This is a genomic window from Bacillus sp. EU55, from assembly GCF_038005925.1.
Taxonomy (GTDB): Bacteria; Bacillota; Bacilli; order Bacillales; family Bacillaceae; genus Bacillus; species Bacillus velezensis.
The window spans coordinates 2339595-2352178 of sequence record NZ_JBBOUE010000001.1 but is presented as its reverse complement, the minus strand read 5'-3'; the positions used below and the strand labels follow the sequence as shown (position 1 = coordinate 2352178).

At 46.7% G+C, this 12584-nt stretch carries 16 protein-coding genes; 14 read left to right on the top strand and 2 right to left on the bottom strand.

All coding sequences use genetic code 11. The features are described 5' to 3' along the window. Nucleotides 1-4: 4 nt before the first annotated feature. The gene (locus tag NYE50_RS11905) at nucleotides 5-436 is read right to left on the bottom strand and encodes a hypothetical protein (protein ID WP_159354276.1); all 432 of its coding nucleotides are present in this window, start codon (nucleotides 434-436) and stop codon (nucleotides 5-7) included. Between the two features lie 210 nt (nucleotides 437-646). Here NYE50_RS11905 and cgeC point away from each other — a divergent pair, with 210 nt between their 5' ends. The 14 genes from cgeC to NYE50_RS11835 all read left to right on the top strand — a co-directional run bounded on the left by cgeC (nucleotide 647) and on the right by NYE50_RS11835 (nucleotide 12378). Further along, nucleotides 647-946, top strand: a complete 300-nt coding sequence (gene cgeC / locus NYE50_RS11900) for a spore maturation protein CgeC (protein ID WP_007407929.1) — start codon at nucleotides 647-649, stop codon at nucleotides 944-946. Between the two features lie 64 nt (nucleotides 947-1010). Beyond that, nucleotides 1011-2282, top strand: coding sequence for a glycosyltransferase family 2 protein (locus tag NYE50_RS11895; protein WP_021493928.1), 1272 nt, complete (start codon nucleotides 1011-1013; stop codon nucleotides 2280-2282). A 38-nt stretch (nucleotides 2283-2320) separates the two neighbouring features. After that, nucleotides 2321-3100 carry a GNAT family N-acetyltransferase gene (locus NYE50_RS11890; protein WP_159354275.1) on the top strand — a complete coding sequence of 260 codons (780 nt, stop codon included), beginning with the start codon at nucleotides 2321-2323 and terminating at the stop codon, nucleotides 3098-3100. 78 nt (nucleotides 3101-3178) lie between these two features. Further along, nucleotides 3179-3331, top strand: coding sequence for a YjcZ family sporulation protein (locus NYE50_RS11885; protein WP_159354274.1), 153 nt, complete (start codon nucleotides 3179-3181; stop codon nucleotides 3329-3331). Nucleotides 3332-3468: 137 nt separating this feature from the next. Further along, the gene (locus NYE50_RS11880; RefSeq protein ID WP_032863669.1) at nucleotides 3469-3915 is read left to right on the top strand and encodes an AraC family transcriptional regulator; all 447 of its coding nucleotides are present in this window, start codon (nucleotides 3469-3471) and stop codon (nucleotides 3913-3915) included. Between the two features lie 247 nt (nucleotides 3916-4162). After that, nucleotides 4163-5494, top strand: coding sequence for an aspartate aminotransferase family protein (locus tag NYE50_RS11875; protein WP_224988098.1), 1332 nt, complete (start codon nucleotides 4163-4165; stop codon nucleotides 5492-5494). A gap of 6 nt (nucleotides 5495-5500) precedes the next feature. Next, nucleotides 5501-6190, top strand: coding sequence for a CoA transferase subunit A (locus NYE50_RS11870; protein WP_072177840.1), 690 nt, complete (start codon nucleotides 5501-5503; stop codon nucleotides 6188-6190). Next, a complete protein-coding gene (locus tag NYE50_RS11865) occupies nucleotides 6175-6870 on the top strand; it encodes a 3-oxoacid CoA-transferase subunit B (RefSeq protein WP_172869525.1) in 696 nt (231 codons plus the stop codon). The genes NYE50_RS11870 and NYE50_RS11865 overlap by 16 nt, the downstream gene beginning before the upstream one ends. After that, entirely contained in the window at nucleotides 6842-8143 is a 1302-nt protein-coding gene (locus tag NYE50_RS11860; protein WP_017417986.1) for a peptidase, read from the top strand. The genes NYE50_RS11865 and NYE50_RS11860 overlap by 29 nt, the downstream gene beginning before the upstream one ends. Further along, nucleotides 8106-8978, top strand: a complete 873-nt coding sequence (gene ablB / locus NYE50_RS11855) for a putative beta-lysine N-acetyltransferase (RefSeq protein WP_014418140.1) — start codon at nucleotides 8106-8108, stop codon at nucleotides 8976-8978. The genes NYE50_RS11860 and ablB overlap by 38 nt, the downstream gene beginning before the upstream one ends. Further along, on the top strand, nucleotides 8975-10396 hold the full coding sequence (gene ablA / locus NYE50_RS11850; RefSeq protein ID WP_022553216.1) for a lysine 2,3-aminomutase: 1422 nt from the start codon (nucleotides 8975-8977) through the stop codon (nucleotides 10394-10396). The genes ablB and ablA overlap by 4 nt, the downstream gene beginning before the upstream one ends. After that, entirely contained in the window at nucleotides 10393-10671 is a 279-nt protein-coding gene (locus NYE50_RS11845) for a YokU family protein (RefSeq protein ID WP_224988099.1), read from the top strand. Before ablA ends, NYE50_RS11845 begins: the two co-directional genes overlap by 4 nt. A 74-nt stretch (nucleotides 10672-10745) precedes the next feature. Beyond that, complete coding sequence (locus NYE50_RS11840) at nucleotides 10746-10970, top strand: YozE family protein (protein ID WP_016936640.1); 225 nt, start codon at nucleotides 10746-10748, stop codon at nucleotides 10968-10970. A gap of 727 nt (nucleotides 10971-11697) precedes the next feature. Beyond that, nucleotides 11698-12378 carry a hypothetical protein gene (locus tag NYE50_RS11835; protein WP_014418138.1) on the top strand — a complete coding sequence of 227 codons (681 nt, stop codon included), beginning with the start codon at nucleotides 11698-11700 and terminating at the stop codon, nucleotides 12376-12378. Here NYE50_RS11835 and NYE50_RS11830 read toward each other — a convergent pair. Further along, on the bottom strand, nucleotides 12375-12518 hold the full coding sequence (locus NYE50_RS11830; RefSeq protein WP_014418137.1) for a hypothetical protein: 144 nt from the start codon (nucleotides 12516-12518) through the stop codon (nucleotides 12375-12377). The genes NYE50_RS11835 and NYE50_RS11830 overlap by 4 nt on opposite strands. Between the last annotated feature and the right edge of the window lie 66 nt (nucleotides 12519-12584).

The following is a 12584-nucleotide window of genomic DNA, read 5'->3' as shown; positions in this document are numbered from 1 at the left end:
GCTGTTACGAAGTGAACGTGACACTTTCAACTTTGTCGACGTCAAGCAATGTTGTAGCAGAGCCTGCCGGTGTAACGGAATTTTCCTGCGTAACAAAAACGATTCCGTGAATTTCGTCAAAGGCAACAAATTGAACCGGGCCGATCATGTCTCCTGAATCCATCACAATGCTGATGACAGTGCCGGGCTGAATTCTTGCAAAAATCCATCTCGCCGCTAATGAAATACCGCTTCCCAATATAGATTGTGCGCTGAGACTGTCTTTCGCCGCTGCTTCATCTACTTTTGCATCAATTGCCGATTCCAATAAATCTTTTACTTTGTTTTCCACATTATCTCCTCCATCTGTGCCGCCAGATAAAGCGCTGTTGTCAAATACAGGGGCTAAAAGAGTTTTCAATAACTCCTTTTTAAGCTCCAAACGATCCTCGCTCATGCGAACATACACCTCCTTTAACAATTTCAACCTCACGTTTATTCATATTCCTGATTGAAGAGATTGGTATAAGTCGAATGCCGTTTTGCTTGTGTTTTTTTCAATATTTAATCAAACAGCTGAATTTTCGAATCAGGCTTTGTTTGCCTATGCGGATTGTAAGAGTATGACATACGTTGTATAGATTAAAAAATGAAGGAGAGGAATACTTTGGATTCAGAAGAAACTGTAAAACACGGGGGTTTTGAGGAGGAATTTCAGCTCGTACTGCTTCTTCTTCTTTTGTTATCCCGTCAGCCGTCCGGAGATCATTCAGATTTGCGGCGTCAGCTTGTAATGGCAAAAGAGCTTGGGGTTCCTGTATCACGCGTCAATCTGATTAACGGCAGCACACTGCAAAACGTAATTGTCAAAGAAGTGCTGTCAGATTTGGCCGTTTTTCAAAATCCGCTCAATAATACGAGATCAAACGTCGCGATTTCAAGCATCGTCAGCTGGGGTGCTTTTTAATAACGGATATCAGGCTCTGTCTCTTTCGGAGCCGTTTTTTACGTTTTACAGAAGGGGTGATGGGATGGAAAAGAAGATCTCAATTATCTTAACGAGTTACAACAAACCGGATCTTGTGAAACAGGCGATTGAAAGTGTTTTGCATCAGACCTACAGCAATTGGGAGCTGTTTGTGATGGATGATCATTCAAATGAAGAAACTTCGGCTGCCATCAGTACGTATATAAAAGATCCTCGCATATATTATGACAACAGTTTTATCAATCCTGCCGAACGGCTGAAGTCGACCCGGTATGCCGTTTTGATTAATGATGCGCTTTCACGGGCTAAAGGCGAATACATCACTTATTTGACAGACGACACCGTATTTCATCCGGATAGGCTCAGCCGCATGGCGGAAGTTCTTAATCAATGCAGCGGGTTTGATGCCGTCTATTCCAGCCAGAAGGTGATACATGTAAACGGGCGCGGAACAGAACAATTCCACTTCTATCGTTTTGCTGAAGAGGTGCTTGATCAGGCCGCTTTTCTCGTTGATCACTGTTCGGTGATGCACCGGAGATCATTGCTTGAGCGTGTGAAAGAGAAGTTCGGCAGCTTTTGGGACGAAGATGTTATGCATTGGAATCACGGAGACTCTGTTTTTTGGAGCAGGCTCAACACATTTACATCATTTCTGCCGATAAAAGAAGTGTTGGATACGACCTATAAAACACCCCACTCATTTCAGAACACGTATCAATCGCTTCCGTCTGTCCTGATCGACGGGTCCTTTGTAAAGGGGACGGATCAGAAAGTATATCAGCTTGACCGAAATAAAAGGAAGCCTGTAAACGAGCGCTGGCATACGTTATATGAAGGGCGAACCGTCGTCATTCCGGATCCGTTTTTATTTCAATATGAGGAAGAGAACTCCGTCAGTATTCCGAATTTTCAGCTCGTCAGGGATCAGTTTCATGTTTATTTTATAGAAGACGGGGAGAAAAGGCTGGTTGATCATAGCGCATTTCGCTTTTACCGATTTAAACGGCATGACATCCCGGCTTTAGAACGGGACGAAATACAAGCGCTTCCGGACGGTCCGCCGATCAGCCGGGGGACATCGGGCTGTATTCAACATCTGCCCGGGAGAATGCTGTTTCGCATTGAACGGGAATTTTATGTTTATTTGAGAGGGGTTCTCCATCCGATCAGTCATGACGTAGCGAAACGCTTTTTTGCGAATCAGAAGGCGATACCCATTTCCTTTCAGCAAATTAAACAATTACCAATTGGAATGCCGTTCTATCCGGTGTACGATGAAATTATGAGAAATCTCAATATAACAAAAGGTTGAGAGATGCAGTTGGATGTGTAAGGAAAAGGAGAGCTTTTATGACCGATCAATTTGATAAAACCGAGAAGCAGTATATAGAGCTTACTTCCGGCATTCAGAGGTTCGAGCATTTCAGTGTATATACGGACCCTTTTTTGCCGCAGATTTTTTCGCATAACTTTATTCAGCTGCACCATACATTTCCGTTAGACAAACTCCTGCCGTTTTTTTCGTCCGTTCCGGGCATGCTTCAAGCCAATTATATTCATGTGAAAGCGGCTCCGGAGCACACGTTTCCGCTTCTTCTGAAACAAACTCTGGTAAAGCAGGGCTGCGTAGTGGAAGATGAGCTGTTTTTTGCAAGGAAACTGGAAAATGGGGACCTGCAGGCCGGACACCCGCTCACTGCTTGGGGAACGGAAAAAAGCCTCGCCGACGGGTCGTCTATTATGAACATCTATGATGCCCTTTACATTGGCGAGGCGGCGGCCGAACAAAAGCTTGAGCGGAAATATCCTTTGTATAAGGACGGAACGGTTATGCTTGTCGTGTGCTACAGCGATGCCTCACAAACGATTCCGATCGGCTGCGGAGAGCTTTTCATCAACAAAGCAGATAAAACCGCAAAAATAGAAGAAGTCGCAATTCTGGATCAATTTCAACGAAAAGGCTACGGATCGATATTGATGAATGAGCTGATGTCGGCGGCAAAGCTGAACGGCATGGAAACCGTATACCTTGTGACGTCCGGGATGGACGGTGTAAACCGCTTTTATGAAAAACTCGGCTTCAAAAGATTTCGGCGCGTGCATACAATTTTTCATTATTTTCTTACATAGTTGGGCATTCGCATAAACCAATTGGGAGTTGGCCCGCATACAATGCCGTATATCGTAAGAAGAAAGGATGATTTGCGTATGTACGGATACGGATACGGATATGGCTACGGCTGCGGCAGTTTTGGCTATGGTTACGGGCACGGCGGCTGCGGAGGCGGAACCAGCACTTTTGTGCTGATTGTGGTATTGTTTATTTTATTAATCATCGTCGGTGCGGCTTTTATTTGTTAGACTGAAAAAAATCCTATAATGAAAATCAGCCTGCAGAGAACATCACTTTCTGCAGGCTTTTTGTTATTTCCATGCTGAAAAATCAGCTTGAAAAACATTTTAATACATATTACCTTTCTGGAGAAGGGGGCGAAAATGTGGACATAACGATTGAAGAATTACCTGAATCAAGAATTGCTTATTTCCGAAACGTCGGAAAGTATGGCGGAAAGCAAAACAAAGAACTGATGGAGTCATTTAAAAACTGGGCGCAATTGAATGGTCTGCTTGATCATTCTGTCATTTTAGGAATTCCGCAAGATCATCCGAATCGTACTCCTAAAGAGAAATGCCGCTATGATGTTTGTCTTGTTATCAATCAAGACCATGTGCCTGAACCAGCCCGGATCGGTACATTTTCCGGAGGGAAGTACGCTGTTTTCTTGCTTGATCATACAAAAGAGGCAGTCAGTGGATTTTGGAACACTGTTTTTTCTGAGATCGAAAAAAATAATTTATCAATCAGAGAACAGCCTATTATCGAAAGGTATACTTTACAAAAGGTGAATCATCATTTGTGTGAAATATTGATTCCCATACAGTAAAGAAGACGGGAATTTTCCGCCTTCTGCTTATACTGATTCAGATCAAAAATGATGTGATGATGAGCTGAGCAAAGAATAAAATCAACAATAGGAATAGAATTTCCAGAACGCTCTTCAGGCTGTCGGGACATCTCCGGCAGCCTGTTTTACAGAAAGGTATTTTCTGCAAAAAACTTTCTGAAGGATAAGAATGCGGTTATTCATCTGTTCATACAATGAAGCAAATGGGTTTTCGAGGTGGAAAGATATGGGTAGCTATTTAATCAAACCGGAGCTTGACGGGAATTATCCGTCAGTCAGTCATGGAAAGGGATCATATGTGTATGATCAGGAGGGGAACAAGTATCTTGACGGAGCATCGGGGGCGGTCACTTGCAATATCGGCCACGGCACGGAGGATATTATACAAGCTTTAAAAGAGCAGCTTGACTCCGTTTCGTTTGTGTATCGCTCGCAATTCACCAGTACTCCGGCAGAAGAACTGGCTTTATTTCTGGCCGATCATCTGCCGGGCGGGCTGAATTGGTCATTTTTTGTAAACAGCGGCTCAGAGGCAGTCGAAACAGCGATGAAAATAGCCGTTCAATATTGGCAGGAAAAAGGGCAATACCAAAAATCCGTCTTTCTATCAAGATGGGGCAGTTACCACGGTATTACTTTGGGAGCGCTTTCATTATCGAGATTCTACGAACGGAGATACCGCTTCACCCAACTGCTTGAACGGTTTCCGGCCGTTTCAGCACCTAATATGTATCGTTCTGAGCTGCAGGGAGAGGAATTTGTGAAGGCTGCGGCAGCTGAACTGGAAACGGCTGTTCAGCGGGTCGGTTCCTCATTTATCGCGGGATTTGTCGCAGAACCGATTGTCGGAGCAGCCGGGGCGGCCATCACTCCGCCGGCAGGTTATTATGAAGCGCTTGAGGATGTCTGCCGCCGGCACGGTATTTTGTTTATCGCGGATGAAGTCATGACGGGGCTCGGGAGAACAGGGCGGATGCTTGCTTCTGAGCATTGGGGGATCGCACCTGATATCGCGGTGCTCGGAAAAGGGTTAGGCGCCGGTTACGCTCCGATAGCGGCAGCTGTTGCGTCTGATGACATCATTGAAACGATCAAGCGGGGCTCCGGGGTCATTATGAGCGGACATACGTACAGTGCCAACCCATACTGTGCAAGAGCGGCGCTTGAAGTGCTTCGCTATGTTAAGAAACACGAGCTGCTTCGGCAGTCAGAGGAAAAAGGCGAAATGCTGAAGCGGAAATTAGAAGAAATCAAAGAGCGCAGCGGGGTGATTGGGGATGTCCGCGGTAAAGGCCTCCTGATCGGGGTTGAATTCGTTAAGGATAAAACGACGAAGGACGTTTTTTCGAAAAAACAGGCCTTCACCGAAAAAATCATTAAAGCGGCAAAAAAACGGGGCCTGCTTATTTACCCTGCAAAGCCCGGTATTGACAGCGGGGAAGGAGACGCCGTCATCATCGCCCCGCCGTTCACGATTTCATATGCTGAGCTGGATGAGCTGTCAGATCTATTTTCCCAGGCCGCAGAAGAAGTTGAAAAAATGATGAAGAAGGATTGAGCTGATATGTCTATTTTTCATAAAAAAACCGATATTCATGAAGCAATTGCCGATGTCAAGGACGAATCTGTCATCATGTTCGGCGGTTTTGGGGGAGTGGGTTCACCTCCGTCATTAATCGAAGCGATTTTGGAAAGCGGCGTTAAAGAGCTGACCGTCATCTGCAATGATGCCGGATTTCCGGAAATCGGCATCGGCCCGCTTATCGTTCATAAACGGGTAAAAAGGCTGATCGCTTCCCATATCGGCTCAAATCCTGTCGCGGGCAGGCAAATGACTGACGGAACGCTTGAGGTGGAATTTTCGCCGCAAGGGACGCTTGCTGAACGGATTCGCGCAGGCGGAGCGGGGCTAGGCGGTATTTTAACTGATATCGGCATTGATAACGCAACCGTTTGTGAAAACAAAGAAACCGTAACGATTGACGGAAAGTCCTATTTAGTTGAAAAAGCGCTGACGGCTGATTTCGCTTTTGTGTCCGCACATACTGCTGATGAATTTGGGAATCTGACGTTTGACAAAACGGCGCGCAACATGAACCCTCTGATGGCTGCGGCGGCCGAAAGAACATTTGCTGAGGCTGCAGAGATTGTGCCTGCCGGCGAACTTGACAGCGAGCATATTGTAACGCCGGGCGTTTTCGTGGAGGGTGTCGTGCAAAGTGAAGGAGTGAAGTGGAGATGGGCTTGGGAATAGCGGAAAGAGAGAGTATCGCGAGGCGGGCCGCCAGTGAAGTTACCTCAGGAATGATCGTCAACTTGGGGATCGGCATTCCTTCTTTAGTGCCGAATTTTCTGCCGGACGGCATGGAGGTAATGCTGCAGGCGGAAAACGGCGTCCTGGGGATCGGCGGAAGTCCGGAGCGCGGAGAGGAGGATGAGCTTTTATGCAATGCGGCCGGATTTCCTGTCAGTACAGTTAAGGGTGCTTCCTATTTTGATTCAGCTCTGTCTTTTGCCATGATCAGAAAAGGGCTGATAGATATTACCATTTTAGGCGCGCTCCAAGTCAACAGGACAGGTGATCTCGCCAATTGGCTCGTGCCGGGGAAAAAAGTGCCCGGAATGGGCGGGGCGATGGAGCTTGCCCAAGGCGCAAAAAAAGTGGTTGTCGTCATGAGCCACACCGATCAGAAAGGCCGGCCGAAGCTGGTCGAAAGCTGTTCGTTGCCGCTTACAGCAGCGGGCTGTGCAGATCTCATCATTACAGAGAAAGCCGTCATCAGCATAGATGATGGGGCTTTTGTTCTTGAGGAACTGCTGAATGGCACGACCATAGACGATGTCATTCAAACAACGGATGCCGAAATCAGATTGGGAGAATGTTTTCTTAAAAGGGGGTCTGTCCATGGATCAATTAGAAAAGAAAGTCACTGAGTGGGCGGAAGAAAACACAGCAAAAGCGGTAAGCCTGCTGAAACGGCTGATCGGGGAAAAAAGCACGTTCGGCCATGAATTTAACGCACAGGCAGTCGTTTTAGAAAAACTGAGACAGTTTGACATGGATATTGATGTATGGGAGCCGAGTGTCAAACATTTGAAAGAGCATCCTTATTTTGTATCGGAACGCGAAAATTTCCATGAAAGCCCGAATATCACAGCCGTAAAAAAAGGGGCCGGGGGCGGAAGATCACTGATACTGAACGGACATATTGATGTTGTCCCGGAAGGAAATCCCGCCGCATGGACGTATGAACCGTTTACCGCTGTTGAAAAGGACGGCAAAGTTTACGGCCGCGGTTCAACGGATATGAAGGGCGGCAATACAGCCCTCTTGTTTGCGTTAGAAGCGCTTGAAGCCTGCGGGATTACGTTAAAAGGAGATGTTCTGTTTCAAAGTGTCGTAGATGAAGAGTGCGGCGGCGCGGGAACGCTGTCGGCTGTTATGAGGGGCTACAAGGCTGACGGGGCGCTTATTCCGGAACCGACTAATTTAAAGCTGTTTGTTAAGCAGCAAGGATCTATGTGGTTCCGCATTACGGTAAGAGGATTGTCCGCACACGGCGGCACCCGCTATGAAGGGGTGAGCGCCATTGAAAAAAGCCTGCATGTCATCACAGCCCTTAAAGAGCTTGAACACGTCCGCAACGCCCGTATCACAGACCCGCTTTATCGGGACGTTCCGATTCCGGTTCCCATTAATATCGGCACCGTCCAAGGGGGAACGTGGCCATCATCGGTAGCTGACCGTGTGGTGATAGAAGGCAGGTGCGGAATAGCGCCGAATGAAACGCCGGAAGCAGTAAAAGAAGAACTGGCAAGCTGGCTGAAAGATTTGGAGTACCGGGATGAATGGTTTAAACACCACCCCGCGGAAATAGAATGGTTTGGGGCTCAGTGGCTTCCGAATGATCTCCCGGATGAGCATCCGCTGATTTCCGCTCTGGAATCTTCTTTTGAGAAAATGAAAGGGGCAAAACCGGTTCGTGAAGCGTCCCCGTGGGGAACGGACGGAGGGCTTTTGCAGCACGCGGGACAGACGCCGGTCATCGTCTTCGGTCCGGGAGAAGTCAAGGCGGCGCATCAGGCGAATGAATACATTGAAATCCGGGCGTTAATCGATGCCGTCAAAATCATTTCTCTTTTTATGATGGAATGGTGCGGGGTGGCAGATGGGGGTGACGGAGCTGATAAAGGAACTGAGGGCTGAAAAGGGGGCGGCTGAGATTGATGCAGACCGTTTCAATGAGCGGCTCAGAGTCATTCGTTATGACGGGCAGATTACGGCGCTTATTCCGGCCGTTTTGGCAGAAGCAAAGCAAGAAGGAGCCCAAAAGGTAATTTTCTTTGCTAAGCGCGGCGATGAGCCGGAATTTGTCAAGCATCTTTTTATTGTTGAGGGTGTCATAGACGGGTATTACAACGGGCATGAGGCTGTTGTGATGGTGCGCTATTTATCAGAGGAACGGAGACGGTCAGATTCATATGTATCAGAAGATTCGACTGTTGACCGTTTATATGAGACACCGCAGCGGGGACTGACTCAGACTGAAAGCGCGCTGATGTTCAGAAAAGCGGACGAAGATGATGCAGACCGCTTATCGCACTTATATAAACATGTTTTTCTTACCTATCCGACTCCTGTCTTTAATCCCCTTTATATTAAAAAAACAATGAGAGAAAACACCATCTATTATGCCGCATTTGATCAGGATCGTCTCATTGGGGCGGCAAGCGCAGATATCAATCCGGTATTGGGGCACGCTGAAATGACCGATTGCGCGGTTCTGTCAGATTACAGGGGGAACTCCGTAACAGCACACTTGTTTAAAGCGTTGGAGCAGGAACTCGCTGGCCGGGGAATCATTCATCTTTTTTCCTTGGCCCGTGCAGCGTCTTACGGGATGAATGCCGTTTTGTACCATGCGGGATACGGCTACAGAGGCAGGCTTGTGAACAACTGCCGCATTTCAGAAGGGCTCGAAAATATGAATATATGGTGCAAGACTTTACGTTTGGCCATTCATAAGGAGGAATTCGTTTGACAAACAAATGGTTTCAGCCAAAGCGTCATTGGAAGGAGATTGAATTGTGGAAAGATGTGCCGGAAGACAAGTGGAATGATTGGCTGTGGCAGCTCACCCATACTGTAAGAACCGTCGATGACCTGAAAAAAGTCATTCATTTGACCGAAGAGGAAGAAGAAGGCGTCAGGATGTCTGTAAAAACCATTCCCCTGAACATTACGCCTTATTATGCTTCTTTAATGGATCCCGATAACCCGAGATGTCCGATCCGCATGCAGTCCGTGCCGCTGTCAGAAGAAATGCACAAAACGAAATATGACCTTGAAGATCCGCTGTTTGAAGATGAAGATTCACCGGTTCCCGGTCTTACGCACCGCTATCCCGACCGCGTTCTTTTTCTGGTGACAAATCAATGCTCGATGTATTGCCGATACTGCACCAGAAGGCGTTTTTCCGGACAGATCGGAATGGGGGTGCCGAAAAAACAGCTCGATGCGGCAATCGCTTACATCCGGGAAACGCCGGAAATCCGTGACTGCCTGATTTCCGGCGGAGACGGGCTTTTAATCAACGATCAGATTCTGGAATATATTTTGAAAAACCTGCGTGACATTCCCCACCTTGAAATTATCCGGATCGGAACGAGAGCACCCGTCGTATTTCCGCAGCGGATAACAGATAACCTTTGTCAGATTTTGAAAAAATATCATCCGGTCTGGCTGAACACTCATTTTAATACGAGCATCGAACTGACGGAAGAATCGGTTGCGGCGTGTGAAAAGCTCGTTAACGCAGGTGTTCCGGTCGGTAACCAGGCCGTTATTTTAGCAGGCATTAACGATTCAGTGCCGATTATGAAAAAACTCATGCATGATTTAGTGAAAATCCGCGTGCGTCCGTATTATATTTATCAATGTGATTTGTCAGAGGGAATCGGCCATTTCAGAGCGCCTGTGTCAAAAGGGCTGGAAATCATTGAAGGACTGAGGGGCCACACAACGGGCTTTGCCGTGCCGACCTTTGTCGTCGACGCCCCGGGCGGAGGCGGTAAAATCGCCCTGCAGCCGAACTACTTGCTCTCCCAAAGTCCGGAGAAAGTTGTGATCAGAAACTTCGAAGGGGTGATTACATCTTATCCCGAGCCGGAAAACTATATCCCGAATCAAGCCGACGACTATTTTGAATCTGTTTTTCCGGGAACGATGGCCAAACAAGAGCCGGTCGGACTGAGCGCCATTTTCGCGGACAAAGAGGTTTCGTTCACACCGGAAAATGTATCGAGGATCGACAGGAGGAAAACGTTTACATCAAACCCTGATCATGAAACGCTGAAAGACCGCAGGGAAAAGAGAGATGAATTGAAAGAAAAGAAATTTATTGCACAGCAAAAGAAAGAGCAAAAAGCAGGATCGGAAGTCGGAGGTGAATCGCCGTGAAGCCATGCGAGTGGTGCGGCAATCAGAAGGCGTCAGCTTGTCAGGCGGCTGTGTACTGGGAGCTTCCTGACGGTACGAGGGCCATAGAAATTACAGATACTCCCGCGTTCGCTTGTTCTTCCTGCGGGATGACGTATCAGGAGGAAGCGGTCATAGGCGAAATCGAAAATCAGCTTTTTTTAGTCGACGCCAAAAAATTACCGGAAACACTCACATATCAAGAGCTGATGCAGACAGAACGGATATTGAAGCGGAATTATTTTGACTTCTCCTAGTCTTCTTTTGTTGTAATTTCACTTTTGGAATGTATAATAGTACAACAAAAGACAGTCATCAGGAGGGGAAACCCATGAAATCCTTTTACCACTATTTAATGAAATACAGGCATCCTAAGCCGCAGGACGCAATCAGCCGATTTGCAAATCAGGCATATGAAGACCATGGCTTTCCGAAAACGTCAAGCGATTATCATGAGCTCAGTTCGTATTTAGAACTGAGCGCCGATTATTTAGAAACGATGTCGACATTTGATGAGGCTTGGGAAAAATATGAGACCGAGGTGCATCACGCCTGACGAAAAACCGCACATTGTGCGGTTTTTTTCTGTTGAAATCACTCGCTTATGAGGTGCCGTATGATCAAATCCCGCAACGCCGTCCGTTTTGATCAGCACGTAAACAAATCTTCCTGACGGCACGTATCTTAATGCAGTAGAATGTATAGCTGCAGAGTTCACCGGATCAGGCCTGCTGCCGGTGGGGTCCCGTGTAAGGAGCCTCTTTTCACGGAGAAATAATCAAACATTTAAATGAAGTGATTAGGTAAGACTGATGAGCCACTGCGTTTGGACGGAAAAGGGATTTTATGTGACAAGGTTGAAGCGGATTGAAGTTGTGCCTTCATTGAAAGCCGAAATGAGTTTGGTTCTTCATGATACACAAGCCATTGCAAATATGCAGCCGGAATGGGAGTTCCATACTCCTACGAATCTTGAACATCACGGCGGTGTGTCAACATGCCTTCGGGCCGGGTATTTTCCTTTGCGTCATAGAGAAAAAAACAAAAACTCATAAAAAATAGAAGCTTTTTGTCTCAGCATTGTTACTGCTCATTCGATCGAGAGCGGAATGTCATCGGACGCTTCTGTTTACGATAAGTGAAAAAACGCACAAGCATGTTGCGGTTTTTGACATTTTGAACAGGTGCAGAAATAGATATTTCCTGTGGTTTTCATGCCCATGCGAAATTATGGCGGCCGGCATACGATAGCGTATGACAGTCCGCGGCAAGGGGGAGACAGCATGAAGCCAGATAAACCGAAATTTCAAGTGGGAGACATCGTGGTCGTCGTGATGTACGGAACCGTCGGCACCATTACGAAGGTTCATCAAATTGATAAACATTATCTTTACGAAGTCAATCATAATGAAGTGCTTTATTTTGAATCGTCCATCCAGCTTTATAAAGATTATGAGGGCGTGATCGTCGATATGGAGAAATTGGATATTGAATATGAATTTCTGATCGGCGACGTCGTATATGTAAAGGACTACGGAAAGGAATTATTCCGTGTCATCGGCCACAGAACTGAAATATGGAGATATTTAGAGGATGGCTGGGAGGATATTATTTATGAGCTGACTCGGCTGAAAGACGGAGAGTGGCTTGAAACGGAGGAAGAGGATCTCACGCTGGTTCTGAGAAAATATGAAATGGATCAGTTTGTGCATCAGCTGCTGTTTGTCCACTATGTTGGGGAAGCATCTCATGAGATCGGCGAGGATACCGTCGCGTCTGCTCTTCTTCAGTTTGAAGGCGATGCTGATGATCCCGATACCCTGCATGTGCTGGCGGTATCGATTGTAGATGAGCTGCTTGATATTTATAACGATTATAAGATTCTTTATCATTTGTTCGGTGACGAAGAATATAAAGATATGATGAATTTTGTGCTGGAAAGCCTGCGGGAGCATTTCAGCTAGCCGGCAAAAAAACGGACGGTGACATATAAAAACCAGGGCAGACAGCCGGCAAAGATTACAAACGACATTCCTTTCAGCACTTTTTCCAATACGATATCAAATCCATCTCCGTCCAAAAAAGCCATCATTTTCGTCATCATCTTTTCTCCCTCCGGGGCTTGTTTTTTAAAAGTATATGAGCGGACAAAACGTTTAGAACTTTCGGG